Origin of the sequence: Streptomyces sp. NPDC060205, from assembly GCF_042728395.1 — a bacterium.
GTDB lineage: Bacteria > Actinomycetota > Actinomycetes > Streptomycetales > Streptomycetaceae > Streptomyces.
In genome coordinates, this window is record NZ_JBHWZP010000099.1 from 1 (window position 1) to 18,116 (window position 18,116).

Annotated in this window: 16 protein-coding genes; 2 read left to right on the plus strand and 14 right to left on the minus strand. The window is 71.2% G+C overall.

The features are described 5' to 3' along the window. Positions 1 to 101: 101 nt before the first annotated feature. From ACFWGJ_RS19210 to ACFWGJ_RS19225, 4 genes are all read right to left on the minus strand, one after another. Positions 102 to 764, minus strand: coding sequence for a hypothetical protein (locus ACFWGJ_RS19210; protein WP_387325797.1), 663 nt, complete (start codon positions 762 to 764; stop codon positions 102 to 104). Between the two features lie 52 nt (positions 765 to 816). Continuing rightward, on the minus strand, positions 817 to 1,407 hold the full coding sequence (locus ACFWGJ_RS19215) for a GNAT family N-acetyltransferase (protein WP_387325800.1): 591 nt from the start codon (positions 1,405 to 1,407) through the stop codon (positions 817 to 819). Continuing rightward, a complete protein-coding gene (locus tag ACFWGJ_RS19220) occupies positions 1,385 to 3,706 on the minus strand; it encodes an MMPL family transporter (RefSeq protein WP_387325803.1) in 2,322 nt (773 codons plus the stop codon). The genes ACFWGJ_RS19215 and ACFWGJ_RS19220 overlap by 23 nt, the downstream gene beginning before the upstream one ends. Positions 3,707 to 3,877: 171 nt before the next feature. After that, a complete protein-coding gene (locus ACFWGJ_RS19225; RefSeq protein ID WP_387325805.1) occupies positions 3,878 to 4,501 on the minus strand; it encodes a TetR/AcrR family transcriptional regulator in 624 nt (207 codons plus the stop codon). A gap of 104 nt (positions 4,502 to 4,605) precedes the next feature. On the opposite strand from ACFWGJ_RS19225, the gene ACFWGJ_RS19230 reads away from it, so the two are divergent. Continuing rightward, entirely contained in the window at positions 4,606 to 5,205 is a 600-nt protein-coding gene (locus tag ACFWGJ_RS19230) for an NADPH-dependent FMN reductase (protein WP_387325807.1), read from the plus strand. A gap of 291 nt (positions 5,206 to 5,496) precedes the next feature. Here the strand turns inward: ACFWGJ_RS19230 and gatB are convergent, their stop codons facing one another. From gatB to ACFWGJ_RS19275, 9 genes are all read right to left on the minus strand, one after another. After that, positions 5,497 to 7,008 carry an Asp-tRNA(Asn)/Glu-tRNA(Gln) amidotransferase subunit GatB gene (gene gatB / locus ACFWGJ_RS19235; protein WP_387325810.1) on the minus strand — a complete coding sequence of 504 codons (1,512 nt, stop codon included), beginning with the start codon at positions 7,006 to 7,008 and terminating at the stop codon, positions 5,497 to 5,499. A gap of 16 nt (positions 7,009 to 7,024) precedes the next feature. Continuing rightward, a complete protein-coding gene (locus tag ACFWGJ_RS19240) occupies positions 7,025 to 7,258 on the minus strand; it encodes a hypothetical protein (protein WP_210889627.1) in 234 nt (77 codons plus the stop codon). A 5-nt stretch (positions 7,259 to 7,263) separates the two neighbouring features. After that, positions 7,264 to 8,769, minus strand: a complete 1,506-nt coding sequence (gene gatA, locus ACFWGJ_RS19245) for an Asp-tRNA(Asn)/Glu-tRNA(Gln) amidotransferase subunit GatA (protein ID WP_387325812.1) — start codon at positions 8,767 to 8,769, stop codon at positions 7,264 to 7,266. 5 nt (positions 8,770 to 8,774) lie between these two features. Further along, on the minus strand, positions 8,775 to 9,071 hold the full coding sequence (gene gatC, locus ACFWGJ_RS19250) for an Asp-tRNA(Asn)/Glu-tRNA(Gln) amidotransferase subunit GatC (RefSeq protein WP_015036350.1): 297 nt from the start codon (positions 9,069 to 9,071) through the stop codon (positions 8,775 to 8,777). A gap of 203 nt (positions 9,072 to 9,274) precedes the next feature. Continuing rightward, positions 9,275 to 11,599, minus strand: coding sequence for a putative bifunctional diguanylate cyclase/phosphodiesterase (locus ACFWGJ_RS19255; RefSeq protein WP_387325815.1), 2,325 nt, complete (start codon positions 11,597 to 11,599; stop codon positions 9,275 to 9,277). A 262-nt stretch (positions 11,600 to 11,861) separates the two neighbouring features. Next, positions 11,862 to 14,072, minus strand: a complete 2,211-nt coding sequence (ligA, locus tag ACFWGJ_RS19260) for an NAD-dependent DNA ligase LigA (protein ID WP_387325817.1) — start codon at positions 14,070 to 14,072, stop codon at positions 11,862 to 11,864. 15 nt (positions 14,073 to 14,087) lie between these two features. Continuing rightward, positions 14,088 to 15,056 carry a methionine synthase gene (locus ACFWGJ_RS19265; RefSeq protein WP_387325855.1) on the minus strand — a complete coding sequence of 323 codons (969 nt, stop codon included), beginning with the start codon at positions 15,054 to 15,056 and terminating at the stop codon, positions 14,088 to 14,090. Positions 15,057 to 15,231: 175 nt separating this feature from the next. After that, positions 15,232 to 15,930, minus strand: a complete 699-nt coding sequence (locus ACFWGJ_RS19270) for an SDR family oxidoreductase (protein WP_387325857.1) — start codon at positions 15,928 to 15,930, stop codon at positions 15,232 to 15,234. Positions 15,931 to 15,947: 17 nt separating this feature from the next. Continuing rightward, positions 15,948 to 16,487, minus strand: coding sequence for a TIGR00730 family Rossman fold protein (locus ACFWGJ_RS19275; protein WP_210889631.1), 540 nt, complete (start codon positions 16,485 to 16,487; stop codon positions 15,948 to 15,950). Positions 16,488 to 16,628: 141 nt separating this feature from the next. On the opposite strand from ACFWGJ_RS19275, the gene ACFWGJ_RS19280 reads away from it, so the two are divergent. Next, the gene (locus tag ACFWGJ_RS19280; RefSeq protein ID WP_387325820.1) at positions 16,629 to 16,961 is read left to right on the plus strand and encodes a DUF427 domain-containing protein; all 333 of its coding nucleotides are present in this window, start codon (positions 16,629 to 16,631) and stop codon (positions 16,959 to 16,961) included. Positions 16,962 to 16,974: 13 nt separating this feature from the next. Here the strand turns inward: ACFWGJ_RS19280 and mnmA are convergent, their stop codons facing one another. Further along, positions 16,975 to 18,102: a tRNA 2-thiouridine(34) synthase MnmA gene (mnmA, locus tag ACFWGJ_RS19285; protein WP_387325823.1), complete on the minus strand. Its 1,128-nt coding sequence runs from the start codon at positions 18,100 to 18,102 to the stop codon at positions 16,975 to 16,977. Positions 18,103 to 18,116: the final 14 nt, after the last annotated feature.

The following is an 18,116-nucleotide window of genomic DNA, read 5'->3' on the forward strand; positions in this document are numbered from 1 at the left end:
GCCGTGAGTGGCTCACGGCGGGACTAAGGCCCCTCAGGACGTGCGGTTGCGCGCGTACGTGGTTGTGCGCGTACGTGGGTTGTGCCCGTACGTGCGGTCGGTCAGCCGGTGGTCGTCGGCATGCCGAGGAGGACGTCGGAGTACTTGAGCGCGGCCAGCAGCAGGCCGATGACGCCGAGCGAGACACCCGCCCAGGCGACGGACTTGACCCACGGGGACTGGGCGGGGATGCGGTCCGGGTTGCCGAACGCGGGCCTGACCAGCACCACGACGCCGACGATCAGCGCGGCCAGTGCGAAGAAGCCGGCGACCAGGGCGTTGGCGTTCCAGGAGTCGGCGTACACCTGCTTGATCTGGGTGGCGACGGGCGAGCCCTGCGCGGTCTCCAGCTGGCCGTACAGCGAGTCGCGCGCCTGTGCGACGGTGCCGACCCAGCTGCCGGTCAGGGAGACGATGCCCAGTCCGGCGGAGACGACCGCGGCGGCGCCCGTGCCCACACCGGAACCGGCCACGACCTGCTCGTCCTGCGCCGGCTCGCCGTCGCCCTCACCGGCGAGGTCGTCCTCGTCCAGGCTCCCGGAGCCGGTCCGGCCGTCGGCGGTCTCGGCGGTCTCGGCGGCCTTGACCTCCTCGACCTCTCCGACCTCTCCGACGGCGGCGCCGGTGCCCTTCTCGTCACTCTTGCCGAGCTTCACGGCCTCGTCGTCGCGCTGTGCCTCGGTGCCGGTCTCGATCCCGGCCTCGTTCTCTGTCTTGGTTCCCATGCTCCGCACCGTACGGACGCTGTCTGAGAATTTCTTTAAGATCCCGGGATCCTCACGCCGGGGTCGGCAGATCGCCTTGTCCGGCGGCGGCCGCGCGGGCCGCCCGCCACTCCGGCGCGAGGACCGACCACACCTCCGTGTCCTGCCGTACGCCCCGGTGCGGCCAGTTCTCCCGCAGGACGCCCTCGCGGCTCATGCCGAGCCGCCGCGCCACGTTCAGGCTGGGCTCGTTGGCCGTGGCCGCCTGCCACTCCACGCGGTGGATGCCGCGGACGTCGACCGCCCAGTCGATGAGGACGCGGATCGCGCGCGTGATCAGACCGCGGCCCGAGGCCGCGGGCTCCAGCCAGCAGCCGACCTCGCAGACCCCGTGCTCGGCGTCGAAGACCCGGAAGAGCACACCGCCGACGAGCTGCCCGTCCAGCCACACCCCGTGCAGGCTGCCCGTGTCGGCGGCCTTCTTGTCGGCGAACGACTGGAGCAGCTCGCGCGCGGAGCCGGCGTCCGTGACGCGCGACCCGAAGGAGATGTACCGCTGGACGAACTCGCGTCCGCGGTCGAGATGGGCCAGGAACTCCTCCGCGTGCCACGGCTCCAGAGGCCGCAGTTCGCTGCCGTCGTCACCCAGGGATATCGCGTACATCCTGCTGCTGCTCCTTCACGAGTACCGCCACGGGTACGTCCGCCGGCGCGTCCACCGCACCCGCCGCTTCCGCCGCATCCACGGGCGCGTCGCCGCGCGCCCCGGGGATCGTCGCACGGGGGCCCGGACCGGCGGTACGGATTTCCGGCGGCTCGATACTGAGCCGCGGCAGGCGCCGGTCGAGCCAGCCGGGCAGCCACCAGTTGGCGCCGCCCAGCAGGTGCATGAGGGCGGGCACCAGCAGCGTACGCAGCACGAACGCGTCGAGGGCGACGGCCGCGGCCAGCCCGATACCGAACATCGCGATCACGCGGTCGCCGCTGAGCACGAAGGCCAGGAAGACCGAGATCATGATCACGGCGGCGGAGTTGATCACCCGGCTCGTCTCCGCGAGGCCCACCCGGACGGCCCGGCGGTTGTCGCCCGTCTCCAGCCACTCCTCGTACATCCGGCCGACCAGGAAGACCTGGTAGTCCATGGAGAGCCCGAAGAGCACGGAGACCATGATCACGGGCAGGAAGGGTTCGATCGGGCCGGCCCGGCCGAGGCCGAGCAGTTCACTGCCCCAGCCCCACTGGAAGATCGCGACGACGACCCCGAAGGAGGCGGCGACGGCGGCGACGTTCATCGCGGCGGCCTTCAGCGGGATGCCGACGGACCGGAAGGCCAGCAGCAGCAGGAGACAGCCCAGGCCGATCACCACGCCCACGAAGAGGGGCAGTTTGCCGACGATGACGTCCGCGAAGTCGTCGTATCCGGCGGTGATGCCGCCGACCTTGAGGTCGAGGGTGGTGCCGGTCCCGGCCCGCGGCAGCACGTCGGTACGCAGCCGGTCGACGAGCTCGCTGGTCTGCCGGGACTGCGGTGAGGACTCCGGTACGACGACGAGGTAGGCGGTGTCCCCGTCGCCGTCGTACGTCACCGGGGTCACGTCCCTCACACCCTCCGTCTCCCGGAGCGTGGTGTCGAGGTTGTCGAGGGCGAGCCGGTCCTGGGCGCCGGTGACGGGCGTGACGAGGGTCAGCGGCCCGTTCATACCGGGCCCGAAGCCCTCCGAGATCAGGTCGTACGCCTGTCGTGTGGTGGCCGTGCCCGGGTTGTTGCCCTGGTCGGAGGTGCCCAGGTGCAGCGAGAACATCGGCACCGCGAGCAGCGCCATGACGGCGAGGGCCACGCCGCCCAGGAGCTTGGGACGCCGTTCGACGAACGCGGACCAGCGGGCCGCGAGCCCGGTGGGCACCTCCGGTTCGGGCCCGTGCTCGGCCAGTCGGCGGCGCTCGCGGCGGCTCAGCGCGCGCATGCCGATGAGGGAGAGCAGCGCGGGCAGCAGCGTCACGGAGGCCGCGACCGTGAGGACCACGGTGAGTGCGGCGGCGATCGCGACACCGTTCAGGAAGCCGAGCCGCAGGATGAGCATGCCCAGCAGGGCGACGCAGACGGTGGCGCCCGCGAAGACGACCGCGCGCCCGGTGGTGGCCACGGCGTCGCGGGCGGCCTCCTCGACCGGGAGACCGCGTTTGAGACCGCGGCGGTGCCTGGTGACGATGAACAGCGCGTAGTCGATACCGACGCCCAGCCCGATCAGCAGGCCGAGCATGGGCGCGAAGTCGGCGACGGTCATCAGATGGCCCAGCAGCACGATTCCCGCGTACGCGGTGCCGACGCTCACCAGCGCCGTCGCGATGGGCAGGGCCGAGGCGGCGAGGGAGCCGAAGGCGAGGAAGAGGACCACCGCGGCGACGGCCACGCCGACGATCTCGGCGAGGTGTCCGCCGGAGGACTCGGTGAGGGCGACGGCCTGGCCGCCCAGCTCGACCCGCAGCCCGTCGGTCTCGGCGCTCTTCGCCGCGGCGACGACGGCGGAGGCCTCGGCCCGGTCGATGTTCTCGGCCGGCTCGTCGAAGGTCACGGTGGCGTAGGCGGTACGCCCGTCGCCGCTGATCCGCCCGGAACCGGAACCCTCGCCACCGGGACCGCCGTAGGGGCTGACCACTGCGGCCACCCCCGGCAGGCCGGCGATGCGGTCGAGGGTGCGGGTCATGGTCTGTTCGACGTCGGCGGCGCGGACCGTACCCGGGGTGGAGTGCCAGACGACGGTGTCGCCGTCGCCGCCGAGACCGGGAAAGCTGTCCTGGAGCAGTGCGGCGGCCCGGCCCGACTCGGTGCCCGGCACCTGGTAGTCGTTCGAGTACGCGGATCCGGCGACGAGTGCGGCGGTGGCGGTTGTGCCGAGGGTCATGAGCCAGAGCAGTAGGACGACGAGACGGTGTTGCACACACCAACGTGCGAGGACTGCCACGGACGAGCTCCCTGGGGGATTTGTGGATCTTTATCGGGAACTGCCCGCAAAGAACGCATGACCGATGCGTTGTCACTCTTCCAGCCCAAAGTGATCGTTGGCCCCATTCATGGCCTTACTCACATGAGTGCGAGCCAGTTCACACGACAATCCGCTGAACTCTGTCGTCCCTCAGCGCTTCTCGTAGCCCCGCAGAAACGCCCGCACCCCGGACACGATCAGCGCGTCCCGCTCCCCGGCCGCGAGGGGCACGGCCCCCTGATACGTACGGTCGCTGATCTCGGCGCCGGTGAGCAGCATGAAGTGGCTCGCGGCACGCTCCGGATCCGGAGTGTCGAGCAGCCCCTCCTCACTCAGTTCCCGAAACCGGACGGCCACCTCCCTGAGCGCGCGGTCCGGCCCCGCGGCCCGCCACGCGTCCAGGAACTCCTGCGGGATATGGCCGACCTCGGCCCTCAGCTGCCGTACGACGGCGAAGTGGTCGCGGTAGCGGCGCATCGGCGCCTGCCAGGCGTGCGCGAAGTCGACGAGGTCGGCCTCCAGGTCCGTGACCTTGTACAACCGCCGGTCGATTGCGTCGACATGCGCCTGCACGACCTCCTCCGCCCCCTCCACGACGACCACGCGGAAGAGCTGGGCCTTGCCCTGGGGGAAGTGGTTGTAGATCGTGCGTGACGAGACCCCGGCCTCCTTGGCGATCGAGTCGATGCCGGCACGGGTGTAGCCGTCCCGCCCGAAGACGCTGCGGGCTCCCCGCACGATCGCCTGCCGCTTCTCCGCGAGCCCTTGCCTCACGCGCCCGCCCCCTTTCCTGTCGCCCGCCACGCTATCCGGACCGCCCTCCCCACAAATTACAACGCTCGTTGCACCTATTGCCATGACCGTTGTACTTTCCCTCCATGACGAACGCACCCGACGCCCCCTTTTCCAGCGCCCCTCTCCGCCTGGTCGTCCTGACGGGCTCGACCCGCGAGGGCCGCTTCGGTCCCGTCGCCGCCGACTGGTTCCTGCGGTTCGCCGCCCAGCGGGACGATCTCGCACTGGACCCGGTCGACCTGGCGGACCACCCGCTGCCCGACGTCGCGTCCACCGCACCGCACCCGGGGGCGGCCGAGTTCGCGGAACGGCTCGCCGCGGCCGACGCCTTCGTCGTGGTCACGCCCGAGTACAACCACAGCTTCCCGGCGCCCCTGAAGAACGCGATCGATCTCCACTACACCCAGTGGCAGGCCAAGCCGATCGGTTTCGTGTCCTACGGCGGCATAGGCGGCGGCCTGCGCGCGGTCGAACAACTGCGCCTGGTCTTCGCCGAACTGCACGCCGTGACGGTCCGCGACACGGTGAGCTTCCACCGGGCCTGGGAGAACTTCACCGAGGACGGCTCCCTGCACCACCCGGAAATCCCCGAGGCCGCTGCCAAGGCAATGCTGGACGAACTGACCTGGTGGGGCCGCACACTACGAGCGGGCCGCACCCACGCGCCATACGGGGCACGCTGAGGACCGCACTTCCAGGGGCGCGGGGAACGGCGCAATCCTGTCGTTTTCGGGGGCGCAGCCCCCAAGGGGCGCGGGGAACTGCGCAGTCTTCTGCCTTTCGCTTTTAGGGGCGCGGGGAACGGCGCAATCCTGTCGTTTTCGGGGGCGCAGCCCCCAAGGGGCGCGGGGAACTGCGCGACCAGCCGCGACGCGCCCGCACCCGTCAACGCACCGAGGGGCCCCGGACGGCGGAACGCCGAAGGGCGCCGCACCCCCAGGTGCAACGCCCTTCCGCTCAGAACAGCCCGAGGGCTAGCCCTCGACACCCAGCTTCTCAAGGATCAGTTCCTTGACCCGAGCGGCGTCAGCCTGCCCACGCGTGGCCTTCATGACGGCACCCACCAGCGCGCCGACCGCAGCCACCTTGCCCCCACGGATCTTGTCCGCGACCCCGGGGTTCCCGGCGATGGCCTCGTCGACGGCGGCGGTCAGCGCACCCTCGTCCGAGACGACCTTCAGACCGCGCTTCTCGACGACCTCGTCCGGAGTGCCCTCACCCTTGACGACCCCGTCGATGACCTGCCGGGCCAGCTTGTCGTTGAGGGACCCCTCGGCGACCAGCGCGGCCACCCGGGCGACCTGCTCGGGCGTGATGGCCAGAGAGTCCAGGGCCACCCCGGACTCGTTGGCCGCACGCGCCAGCTCGCCCATCCACCACTTGCGCGCGGAGGCCGCGTCGGCGCCCGCCGCGATCGTGGCGACGATGAGGTCGATGGCTCCGGCGTTGAGCATCGACTGCATGTCGTGGGCGTTGACGCCCCACTCCTCTCGCAGCCGGTTGCGACGGGCCAGCGGCTGCTCGGGCAGCCCCGCGCGCAGCTCCTCGACCCACTCGCGGGACGGCGCGACCGGCACGAGGTCGGGCTCCGGGAAGTACCGGTAGTCCTCGGCCTCCTCCTTCACACGCCCCGAGGTCGTCGACCCCGTGTCCTCGTGGAAGTGGCGGGTCTCCTGGATGATCGTGCCGCCGTCGTTGAGCACGGCGGCGTGCCGCTGGATCTCGAAACGGGCCGCACGCTCCACGGACCGCAGCGAGTTGACGTTCTTCGTCTCGCTGCGCGTGCCGAACTTCTCCCGGCCGTGCGGGCGCAGCGACAGGTTCACGTCGCACCGCATCTGGCCCTGTTCCATGCGCGCTTCCGAGACGCCGAGCGCCTTGATCAGCTCGCGCAGCTCGGCGACGTACGCCTTGGCGACCTCGGGAGCACGCTCGCCCGCGCCCTCGATCGGCTTGGTGACGATCTCGATGAGCGGGATGCCGGCGCGGTTGTAGTCGAGCAGCGAGTGCGAGGCGCCGTGGATACGGCCCGTCGCGCCACCGACGTGCAGCGACTTGCCGGTGTCCTCCTCCATGTGGGCGCGCTCGATCTCCACGCGGAAGATCTCGCCGTCGTCCAGCTGGACGTCGAGGTAGCCGTTGAAGGCGATCGGCTCGTCGTACTGGGAGGTCTGGAAGTTCTTCGGCATGTCCGGATAGAAGTAGTTCTTCCGGGCGAAGCGGCACCACTCGGCGATCTCGCAGTGCAGCGCGAGGCCGATCTTGATCGCGGACTCGACGCCGATCGCGTTGACGACCGGCAGCGCGCCGGGCATGCCCAGACAGGTCGGGCAGGCCTGCGAGTTGGGCTCGGCGCCCAGCTCGGTGGAGCAGCCGCAGAACATCTTGGTCTTGGTGCCGAGTTCGACATGGACTTCGAGGCCCATGACGGGGTCGTACGACGCCAGCGCGTCCTCGTACGACACCAGGTCAGTCGTGGCAGTCACGGTGAAACTTTCCCTCTCAGCCCAGCAGGACGTCGTCGTCGCCCAGGCGCTTGAGCTCCCGGTAGAGGATGGCGAGGCCGGTGACGATGGCGGCGGCGGACACGGTCGCGTCGATCAGCCTCAGCGTGTCCCCGTCGCTGCGGGCCAGCTTGATCTGCTTGGCGACGCTGATCGCGCCGAACGCGGTACTGCCGAGCGACACGTACAGCCCGGTCTTCGACTTCTTGAAGTTCTTTGCCTTCTTGGCCATGGCGGTCACAGCGACGGAGCCTCCTCGATCAACGGGTGGCCCCAGCGTTCCACGAACGCGGCCTCGACGGCGGCTCCCACCTTGTACAGGCGGTCGTCCTTGAGGGCCGGCGCGATGATCTGGAGGCCGACGGGCAGATTGTCCTCGGGTGCGAGGCCGCAGGGCAGCGACATCGCGGCGTTGCCCGCGAGGTTGGTCGGGATGGTGCACAGGTCCGCGAGGTACATCGCCATCGGGTCGTCGGCGCGCTCGCCGATCGGGAAAGCGGTGGTCGGCGTCGTCGGCGAGACGATCACGTCGACCTGCTCGAACGCCTTCTCGAAGTCCCGCGTGATGAGCGTACGGACCTTCTGGGCGCTGCCGTAGTACGCGTCGTAGTAGCCGGAGCTGAGCGCGTACGTGCCGAGCATGATGCGGCGCTTGACCTCGTCGCCGAAGCCCGCCTCGCGGGTGAGGGCGGTGACCTCCTCGGCGGAGTGCGTGCCGTCGTCGCCGATGCGCAGGCCGTAGCGCAGACCGTCGAAGCGGGCGAGGTTGCTCGAACACTCGGACGGCGCGATCAGGTAGTACGCCGACAGGGCCAGGTCGAAGGACGGGCAGTCCAGTTCGACGATCTCGGCGCCCAGCTCCTTCAGGAGCTCGACCGACTCGTCGAAGCGCTGCACGACACCGGCCTGGTAGCCCTCGCCGCGGAACTGCTTGACGACGCCGACGCGCATCCCGTCGACGCTGCCGTTGCGGGCGGCCTCGACGACGGCCGGGACCGGCTCGTCGACGGAGGTCGAGTCCATCGGGTCGTGTCCGGCGATGACCTCGTGCAGCAGGGCCGCGTCCAGGACCGTACGGGCGCAGGGCCCGCCCTGGTCGAGGGAGGACGAGAACGCCACCATGCCGTACCGCGACACCCCGCCGTACGTCGGCTTCACGCCGACCGTGCCGGTGACGGCGGCGGGCTGGCGGATGGAGCCGCCGGTGTCCGTGCCGATCGCGAGGGGTGCCTGGTAGGAGGCGAGGGCCGCGGACGAACCGCCGCCGGAGCCGCCGGGGATGCGGGACAGGTCCCAGGGGTTGCCGGTCGGCCCGTACGCGCTGTTCTCGGTGGAGGACCCCATGGCGAACTCGTCCATGTTGGTCTTGCCGAGGATGACGACGTCGGCCGCCTTGAGCCGCGCGGTGACCGTGGCGTCGTAGGGCGGGATCCAGCCTTCGAGCATCTTGGACCCGACGGTGGTCGGGATGCCCTTGGTGGTGAAGATGTCCTTGAGCGCGAGGGGTACGCCGGCCAGCGGGCCGAGCTTCTCGCCCCGCGCCCGCTTCTCGTCGACCGCGCGGGCCTGGGCGAGCGCCCCCTCCCGGTCGACGTGCAGGAAGGCGTGCACCTTCTCGTCGACGGCGCCGATGCGCGCGAGGTGCGCCTCGGTGACCTCGACGGCGGTCAGCTCGCCGGAGGCGATCGCGGCGGCGATCTCGGCGGCGGTGAGCTTGATGATGTTGACGTTGCTGTCCGTCATGGTGATTAGTCCTCCCCCAGGATCTGCGGCACCTTGAAACGCTGCTGCTCCTGGGCCGGGGCGCCGGAGAGCGCCTGCTCGGGGGTGAGCGACGGACGGACCTCGTCCGCGCGCATGACGTTCGTCAGCGGCAGCGGGTGGGAGGTCGGCGGTACGTCTTGGTCGGCGACCTCGCTGACGCGGGCGACCGCGCCGATGATGTCGTCGAGCTGGCCGGCGAAGTGGTCGAGCTCTTCGCCCTTCAGCTCCAGACGCGCCAGCCGGGCGAGGTGGGCGACCTCCTCGCGCGTGATGCCAGGCATGCAGCGATCCTCAGGGGTGAGTGCGTGTGGTGTGCCCCAATCCTATGGGGCGCGACAAGATCCCCGTACATGGGTTTCCCCGGGGGCCCGGACGGCCGCGAACGCGCGGGTACGACCGGTCGGCCGCCGACGGCGCGGCACCCCCGCGGGAAACGCCCACCCGCCGAGGTACTCGCCACGGGCGGGCGGGTGGGAAAAGATCTCTACTCGTCCGAGCCAGCCGCAGGCGAGGCCGCAGGCAACGCGGCAGCGGGCCGCTGCCACCCCCGCGACCCCCGCGCCAGCAACCACGCCGTGGCCTCCTCCGGAGGCATCGCCGCGGCCACGAGCCATCCCTGGACCGCGTCGCACCCGAGGTCCCGCAACCGCTCCCACGTCTCGTCGTCCTCGACGCCCTCCGCGACGACGAGCAGCCCGAGCGAATGTGCGAGATCCACCGTGCAGCGCACGATCTCGGCGTCCTCGGTGTCCACCGCGAGCCGCGCCACGAACGAGCGGTCGATCTTCAGCTCGCTCACCGGCAGCCGCCGCAGATGCACCAGCGACGAGTACCCGGTCCCGAAGTCGTCGAGGGACATCTTCACGCCGTGCGCGGTCAGCGCGGCGAGCGTGTCCGCGGCCCGCTGCGGATCCTCCAGCAGCACGTGTTCCGTGATCTCCAGCTGCAGCGCCCCCGCGGGGACCCCGTGCCGGGCGAGCCGGGCGGCCACCGATCCCGCGAAGCCGGGGGTGTGCACGTCCCGGGGCGACACGTTCACGGCGACCGGCACCCGAAGCCCCTGGGCACGCCAGCGCGCCACCTGCGCGAGCGCTGCCTCCAGGACGTACTCGGTCAGGTGCGGCATCAGCCCGGACGACTCGGCGATGGCTATGAACTCGTCCGGCGGCACCTTCCCGCGCTCGGGATGCACCCACCGTACGAGCGCCTCAAGGCCGGCGACCTGGCCGTCGAAGCGCACCTTCGGCTGGTAGTGCAGCTGGACGTCCCCCGCGTCGAGCGCCCGTCGCAGGTCGCCCAGGAGTCCGAGCCGGTCGGGGGTGTTGGAGTCGCGCTTGGACTCGTAGACCTCGACCCCCGTACGGTCCCGCTTCGCCTGGTACATCGCGACGTCCGCCCGCCGCAGCAGGCCCTCCGCGTCCAGCGCGTGGTCGGGGAAGACGGCGAGCCCGGCGCTGGCCTCCAGCACGAGCGTGAGCCCGTCGAGGTCGAGCGGCGATCCGAGCGCGGTCACGAGGCCGCGGGCGACCCGCGTCGCCGAGGTCGTCGAGTCGGCGACGGGCAGCAGTACGGCGAACTCGTCCCCGCCCAGCCGCGCGGCCTCCGCCCCGCGTGGCAGGGCGATCCGCAGCCGGTCCGCTATCTGCAGCAGCAGCCGGTCCCCCGCGAGATGCCCGAGGGTGTCATTCACGGACCTGAAGCGGTCGAGGTCGATCAGCATCAGAGCGGAACGCGCACCGATTCGTTCGGCGTCGTCGAGCGCCCGCCAGGTCCGTTCGAGCAGCCACTGCCGGTTGGGCAGACCCGTGAGGGGATCACGCAGTTGCTCCTCGGCCCGGGCCCGCGCTATCCAGAGCGTGGAGTCGAGGGCGATGAGCGGCACGGCGAAGAGCGGCAGGAGCGCGGGGAGGGCGATGGCGACCACGCAGATCAGCGGGGCGATACCGAGCAGCGCGACGGCCACGAGCCCCTGTCTGACCAGGGCCGTGCGGGCGACGGTCGGCAGTCCCGGCGTGCGGGGCGCGTGGAGGTACCAGAGCAGCGCGCGGCTCACGACGAGATACGCCCCGGCCGCCAACACCACCTGAGGCACGGTGAAAACGGTCCAGGTCTCCGGTTCCCAGGGGGCCTCGACGGACGGCACCCGGCCGAACGCGGCGAGCACCAGCGCCCCGGCGCCGATGCCGAGGATGTCCACCGCGCCGTGCAGGATGCCCTGGCGCCAGCGGTGCCGGCGGGCTATGCCGACGAGCACGACGACGGTGAGGCTGACCATTCCGGCCGGCACCCAGCCGTACAGCAGCAGGACGGCGAGGGTGAGGGCCGCTCCGGAGCCCGTGCCGCCCCACCAGCGGGAGCGGCCCAGCGCGACCAGATGGCCGACGATGACGCCGACGAGGACGGCCAGCGCCCAGCCGGCCGAGCCGGACGGAAAGAGCGCGTGGTGGCCGGTGAAGGCGCGGTAGAAACCCGCGCCCAGTACGGCCGCGGCGGCCACCACGACCGCCGTGGGCAGCGCGGGCCCGGCCGGCTGCCGGTCGGTCTCCTGGCCCGGCAGCCGTGCCGAGGATCCGGGGACGGCGGTGAACCGGCCCGCGCCGGGCCCGTCCGCGCCGGTGTGCTGTCCGGTGGCGTACCCAGGCGGCCCCGAGGCCCCCGGCCCGCCGGAGCGCTCCGCGGGCCTGGTGACGCCGAGGCCCGCCCCGAACTCCCGGCTTCGCTCCAGCAAGGGGTGCCCCCATCGCCGCACGCCGGTCATCCAGCGTGGGCGCAGCCGTGAGTCCGGGGCGGCGCTCTCGGTCGGTTCCATTCCCGTCCCTCTCACGGCCGGCGGTGCCCACGCCACGCGGCCCGACGCACGATCAGTCCCTCGACGGCTCCGCGTCTGAAAAACCCTTCCCCCGACTCCTGAAGAGCAAGGGGGTGCCCCGACCGCAGCTGGGCACGGCAGGCGCAGACCTCAACAGTAGGCCGCAGAAGGCTCCTAAGGGCAGCGGTCGTCTACGGTTGCCCGAATGCGACACGGCCGCCCCTATGCATCTGGTATGCGCCGAACGGGTGGTCTTCAACCGCTACCCCTCGATCGGAAGTGCAGCTTCCGCCGCCGCCTCCGGTCCCTGTTCGAGCAGAACGGCGAATCCGTCCTCGTTCAGAACCGGCACTTTGAGCTGCATGGCCTTGTCGTACTTCGATCCAGGATTGTCACCTACAACAACGAAAGCTGTCTTCTTCGAAACAGAACCGGTCACTTTCGCCCCACGGCTCTGCAGTGCCTCTTTCGCTCCGTCGCGGGTGTGACGCTCCAGCGTGCCGGTGACCACGACGGTCAGCCCCGCGAGCGGACGGGGCCCCTCGTCCTCGCCGGAGCCCTCCTCCTCCATACGGACGCCGGCGGCCTTCCACTTGCGCAGGATCTCCTGGTGCCAGTCGACCGCGAACCACTGCTTCAGCGAGGCGGCGATGGTGGGCCCGACGCCCTCCACGGCGGCGAGTTCCTCCTCCGTGGCCTGCTCGATGCGGTCGATCGAGCGGAACTCACGGGCCAGTGCCTCGGCCGCGACCGGGCCCACGTGCCGGATGGAGAGGCCCGTGATGATCCGGGCCAGCGGGCGCTCCTTCGCCGCCGCGATGTTCTCCAGCATCGCGAGAGCGTTCTTCCTGGGCGCGCCCTCCTGGTTGGCGAAAACCGTGGCGATCTTCTCCTCGCCCGTCTTCGGGTCCCGCTTGGGCAGTCCGCTGTCCTGGTCGAGGACGTACGCCCTGATGGGCAGCAGCTGTTCGATGGTGAGGTCGAAGAGGTCGCCCTCGTCCCCAAGGGGCGGCTGCGCGGGCTCCAGCGGCTTGGTGAGCGCGGCGGCGGCCACGTAACCGAAGTTCTCGATGTCCAGGGACTTGCGGCCGCCGAGGTAGAACAGGCGCTCGCGGAGCTGGGCCGGGCAGGTGCGGCCGTTCGGGCAGCGGAGGTCGATGTCGCCCTCCTTGGCGGGCGCCAGCGGTGTGCCGCACTCGGGGCACTCGGCGGGCATCACGAACTCCCGCTCGCTGCCGTCGCGCAGGTCGGCGACCGGTCCGAGGATCTCGGGGATGACGTCACCGGCCTTGCGCAGCACCACCGTGTCGCCGATGAGGACGCCCTTGGCCTTGACCACGTCCTGGTTGTGCAGGGTCGCGAACTCGACCTCGGAACCGGCCACCGTGACGGGCTCCACCTGCGCGTACGGAGTGACGCGGCCGGTGCGGCCCACGCCCACCCGGATGTTGACCAGCTTGGTGTTGACCTCCTCCGGCGCGTACTTCCACGCGATCGCCCAGCGCGGGGCGCGGGAGGTCGAGCCGAGGCGGCCCTGGAGGGGGATCTCGTCGAGCTTGACGACGACGCCGTCGATCTCGTGCTCCACGGAGTGGCGGTTCTCTCCGTAGAAGGCGATGAACTCCCGGACGCCGTCGAGGTCGTCGACGACCTTGCCGTAGCGGGTCGTCGGCAGGCCCCACTCGCGCAGCAGCTCGTACGCGTGCGAGAGGCAGTCGATGTCGAAGCCCTCGCGCGCGCCGATGCCGTGCACGACCATGTGCAGCGGGCGGGTCGCCGTGACGCGGGGGTCCTTCTGGCGCAGTGAACCCGCCGCCGCGTTGCGCGGGTTGGCGAAGGGCTTGTCGCCGGCCTCCACCAGGCGGGCGTTCAGCTCCTCGAACTTCTCCATCGGGAAGTAGACCTCGCCGCGGATCTCCACGAGGTCGGGGATGCGCTCGCCCTGGAGGCGGTCCGGGATCTCCGCGATCGTCCGCACGTTCGGTGTGATGTCCTCGCCCGTGCGGCCGTCGCCGCGGGTCGCCGCGCGCGTGAGACGCCCGTGCTCATACGTGAGGTTGACCGCGAGGCCGTCGACCTTCAGCTCGCACAGGAAGTGGTACGCGGACGTGCCGACGTCCTTGGCGACGCGGTCGGCCCAGGCGGCCAGCTCCTCGTCATCGAAGGCGTTGTCCAGGGAGAGCATGCGCTCGGCGTGCTGGACGGCCGTGAACTCCGTCGCGTACGCCCCCGCGACCTTCTGGGTCGGCGAGTCCGGGGTGCGCAGCTCGGGATATTCGTCCTCCAGCGCCTCCAGGGAGCGCAGGAGCCTGTCGAAGTCCGCGTCGCTGACGACCGGCGCGTCCTTCACGTAGTACCGGAAGCGGTGCTCCTCGATCTGCTCGGCGAGCTGCGCGTGCTTCTCCCGTGCCTCACTGGGCGCGGGCCCCGCAGCCGAAGCCGAAGCCGTCTGTGCGTCCTTGTCGCCGGCCACCGTGTCGTCCTCCCGTTACTCTGGGTTGTCCGCGAGTGATCTCGCCGCCCTGACGCAGTGGGCGAGCGCCCTGCGCGCGTACTCGGGGGAGGCGCCCGCGAGTCCGCACGACGGGGTGAGTGTGACCGCGTCCGTGAGAAGCCCCGGACTCAGCCCCAGCCTGCGCCACAGCGTCCTGACACCCATGACGCTACCGGCAGGGTCTGACAACGGGCCGTCCGTGCCCGCCACGACACCGGCGAAGAGCCGGGTGCCCGCCTCCACCGCCTCCCCAATGACGTCGTCGTCACGCTCGGTGAGCAGCGCGAAGTCGAAGGAGACACCGGCCGCTCCGGCCCTGCGCAGCAGCGCGAACGGCACGTCGGGGGCGCACGAGTGCACGACGACGGGCCCGCCCTCCTGCACGCCGATCACCTCGCGCAGGGTCGCCTCGACGAGCTGCCGGTCCACGGCCCGGTGGGTGCGGTAGCCGCTCGCGGACCGCACCTGGCCGCGCAGTACGGCGATGAGCGAGGGTTCGTCGAGCTGCAGGACGATCTCGGCGCCGGGGACACGGCGGCGTACGTCGGCGAGGTGTTCGCGCAGACCCTCGGCGAGCGATCCGGCGAGGTCGCGGCAGGCTCCGGGGTCGGAGAGCGCGACCTCGCCGTTGTGCAGTTCCAGGGCCGCCGCGAGCGTCCAGGGGCCGACGGCCTGCACCTTCAGCGGCCCTTCGTAGCCCTGGGTGAACTCCTCCAGGGCGTCCAGGTCCTCGCCGAGCCAGGATTTGGCCCGCTTGGTGTCGCGGCCCGGCCGGTCCCCGAGCCGCCAGCCGCTGGGCTCCACGCGCGCGTACAGCTCGGAGAGCATCCCCGCGGTCCGGCCGATCATGTCCGCGCCGGGGCCGCGGGCAGGCAGTTCCGCCAGGTACGGCATGCCCGTCTCCGGGCCCTCGAAGGTCCCAGTCACGCTCTTGGCGGTCTCCCGGGCGTCCCCGCCCGGCATCGACCCGATGCCGGTGGCGGGGCCGGGCCTGAACTCGCTTTTTTCGCTCACCCGGAAAGCCTACGGAACGGGCGGGGGTCCGGGGCCCGCGGGAGGCAGCGCGCGGCCCCGCAGCGGGGACGGGGCCCGGTCCGGGCCCGTTCGGCGACCGGGCCCGTTCAGCGGCCGGACCGGGTCAGCGGCCGGGGCGTACCGTCAGATCGTTGACCTCGGCGTCCTTCGGCAGGTCGAGCGCCATGACGATCGTCGTCGCGACGGACTCGGGGTCGATCCACTTCGAGGGGTCGTACTCCTTGCCCTCCTGCTGGTGCACCTTGGCCTGCATGGCGCTCGCGGTGCGCCCCGGGTAGACGGAGGTGACCCTGACCCCGTTCGCGTGCTCCTCGTGCCGCAGGGAGTCGGCGAGGGCCTTCAGACCGTGCTTGGAGGCGGCGTACGCGGCCCAGTCGGCGTACGCGTTGAGTCCGGAACCGGAGTTCACGAAGACCACGTGCCCCTGTGCGAGCCGCAGTTGGGGCAGGAAGTGGCGGGTCAGCTCGGCGGGCGAGAGCAGATTGACGTCGAGCTGGTGGCGCCAGGTCTTCGGGGTGAGGTCGCCGACCCTGCCGAGGTCGATGACGCCCGCGATGTGCAGGAGCGAGTCCACCCGGTCGGGCAGTGTCTGGTGGGAGAACGCCCAGGACAGCCGGTCCGGGTCCGCGAGGTCGCCGACGAGGGTGCGGGCGCCGGGGAACTCGGCGGCCAGCTCCTTCGCGCGGCCCGCGTCGCGCGCGTGGAGCACGAGGTCGTCCCCGCGCGCGTGGAGGCGGCGGGCGACGGCCGCGCCGATGCCGGAGCCGGCTCCGGTGATCACATGAGTAGCCATGCCCGCCATGCTCGCAGCACGCGCGCTCACTGCGTGCCGCGGCTCTCCTCCAGGTAGGCGAGCGCCCCCACGGCCTCTTCCGCGAAGAACACCAGATCGGTGAGCGGCACGGGCAGGAATCCCTCGGCCTCCATGCGCAGGAACTGCTCCTTCAACCCGTCGTAGAAGCCGGCGGTGTTGAGCAGCACGACCGGCTTGTCGGTGTGCCCGTGCTTCTTCAGCTCCAGGATCTCGGTGGCCTCGTCGAGGGTGCCCGTCCCGCCGACCATGATGACGACGGCGTCGGCGTTCTCAAGAAGCAGCGCCTTTCGCTCCGCGAGATCCCGCGCGACGATCATCTCGTCGGCACCGGGGCGCGCCTTCGCCGACAGGAACTCCACGGAGACACCCACGAGCCGCCCGCCCGCCTCCTGCACGCCGTCGGCGACGACCTTCATGAGCCCGACGTCGGAACCGCCCCACACGAGCGTGTGCCCGCCCTTGCCGAGCAGTTCGGCGAACTCGCGGGCGGGCCGGGTGTAGCGCTCGTCGAGCTCGGCGGCGGAGAGGAAGACACAGATGTTCATGCGCTCAATTTACGGGCCGCGCCAGGTGTCGGGGGAGGGCACCCGGAACGGGAAGAACGCGGCGGCGCCGGACGCTGTACCCACCGAGAACGCGACCGTACGTCCGCCATCCCAGCGTGACCTCCACCGAGGAGTCGAACCGTGACCAAGGGCCATCGCATCACCGTCGAGCAGGGCACCGAGCACGTCCGGGCGGTCCACAACGGCAAGGTGCTCGCCGACAGCACGCGCCCGCTGGTGCTGCGCGAGACGGGCCTCCCGCCGCGCTACTACCTCCCGCCGGAGGACGTCCACGTGGACCTGCTGACCCCGTCGGACACGTCCACCCACTGCCCCTTCAAGGGAGACGCGTCCTACTGGTCGCTCCCGGACGCCCCGGACCTGGTCTGGGCCTACCCGGACCCGAAGCCGGAGGTCGCGGAGATCAAGGACCACTTCTGCTTCTACGAGGTGGAAACGGTCCCGGCGGGCTGACACCACCGGGGAGTCAGACCCCGGCAGTCGCCCGCTCAGTGGTCGCGATCGTCGCCGAGCCCACCACGCGGGTGTCGTCGTACAGGACGATCGCCTGGCCGGGGGCGACTCCCCGGACCGGCTCCGTGAAGGTGACCTCCAGGGTGCCGTCCACCAGCTCCGCGCGGACCTCCGTCTCGCCGCCGTGGGCGCGGAGCTGGGCCGTGTACGTGCCGGGGCCCGTCGGGGCCGTGCCGCACCAGCGGGGCTTGATGGCCGTGAGGGCCGAGACGTCCAGCGCGGCCACCGGGCCCACCGTCACCGTGTTGTTCACCGGTGAGATGTCCAGGACGTAGCGCGGCTTGCCGTCGGCGGCCGGAGTGCCGATGCGCAGGCCCTTGCGCTGGCCGATCGTGAAGCCGTACGCGCCCTCGTGGCTGCCCACGACCGTGCCCGACTCGTCGACGATGTCGCCCTCCGCCTTGCCCAGGCTCTTCGCCAGGAAGCCCTGGGTGTCGCCGTCGGCGATGAAGCAGATGTCGTGCGAGTCCGGCTTCTTGGCGACCGCCAGGCCCCGCTCCTCGGCCTCCGCGCGGATCTCGTCCTTCGTGGTGAGCGTGTCCCCGAGCGGGAACATCGCGTGGGCGAGCTGGCGGTCGTCCAGGACGCCGAGCACGTACGACTGGTCCTTCGCCATGTCGGACGCCCGGTGCAGCTCGCGCGTGCCGTCCTCGTTCACCAGCACCTTCGCGTAGTGGCCCGTGCAGACCGCGTCGAAGCCGAGGGCGAGGGCCTTGTCCAGCAGGGCCGCGAACTTGATCTTCTCGTTGCAGCGCAGGCACGGATTGGGGGTGCGGCCGGCCTCGTACTCCGCGACGAAGTCGTCCACCACGTCCTCGCGGAAACGCTCGGCGAGATCCCAGACGTAGAACGGGATGCCGATGACGTCCGCGGCCCGGCGGGCGTCGCGCGAGTCCTCGATCGTGCAACAGCCGCGCGCGCCCGTGCGGAACGATTGCGGGTTCGCCGAGAGGGCGAGATGCACACCGGTCACGTCGTGCCCGGCTTCCGCGGCACGGGCGGCGGCGACGGCGGAATCCACGCCACCGGACATGGCGGCCAGGACGCGGAGGGGGCGGGGGCGCTGCGAGGTCTCAGTCATAACCCCTCAAGGGT

Excerpts from the sequence above, each read along its gene's own strand:
- ACFWGJ_RS19210 (WP_387325797.1), bottom strand. The coding sequence starts at position 764 with ATGGGAACCAAGACAGAGAACGAGGCCGGGATCGAGACCGGCACCGAG.
- ACFWGJ_RS19215 (WP_387325800.1), bottom strand. The coding sequence starts at position 1,407 with ATGTACGCGATATCCCTGGGTGACGACGGCAGCGAACTGCGGCCTCTG.
- ACFWGJ_RS19230 (WP_387325807.1), top strand. The coding sequence starts at position 4,606 with ATGACGAACGCACCCGACGCCCCCTTTTCCAGCGCCCCTCTCCGCCTG.
- ACFWGJ_RS19240 (WP_210889627.1), bottom strand. The coding sequence starts at position 7,258 with ATGGCCAAGAAGGCAAAGAACTTCAAGAAGTCGAAGACCGGGCTGTAC.
- gatA (WP_387325812.1), bottom strand. The coding sequence starts at position 8,769 with ATGACGGACAGCAACGTCAACATCATCAAGCTCACCGCCGCCGAGATC.
- gatC (WP_015036350.1), bottom strand. The coding sequence starts at position 9,071 with ATGCCTGGCATCACGCGCGAGGAGGTCGCCCACCTCGCCCGGCTGGCG.
- ACFWGJ_RS19255 (WP_387325815.1), bottom strand. The coding sequence starts at position 11,599 with ATGGAACCGACCGAGAGCGCCGCCCCGGACTCACGGCTGCGCCCACGC.
- ACFWGJ_RS19265 (WP_387325855.1), bottom strand. The coding sequence starts at position 15,056 with ATGCCGGGCGGGGACGCCCGGGAGACCGCCAAGAGCGTGACTGGGACC.
- ACFWGJ_RS19270 (WP_387325857.1), bottom strand. The coding sequence starts at position 15,930 with ATGGCGGGCATGGCTACTCATGTGATCACCGGAGCCGGCTCCGGCATC.
- ACFWGJ_RS19275 (WP_210889631.1), bottom strand. The coding sequence starts at position 16,487 with ATGAACATCTGTGTCTTCCTCTCCGCCGCCGAGCTCGACGAGCGCTAC.
- mnmA (WP_387325823.1), bottom strand. The coding sequence starts at position 18,102 with ATGACTGAGACCTCGCAGCGCCCCCGCCCCCTCCGCGTCCTGGCCGCC.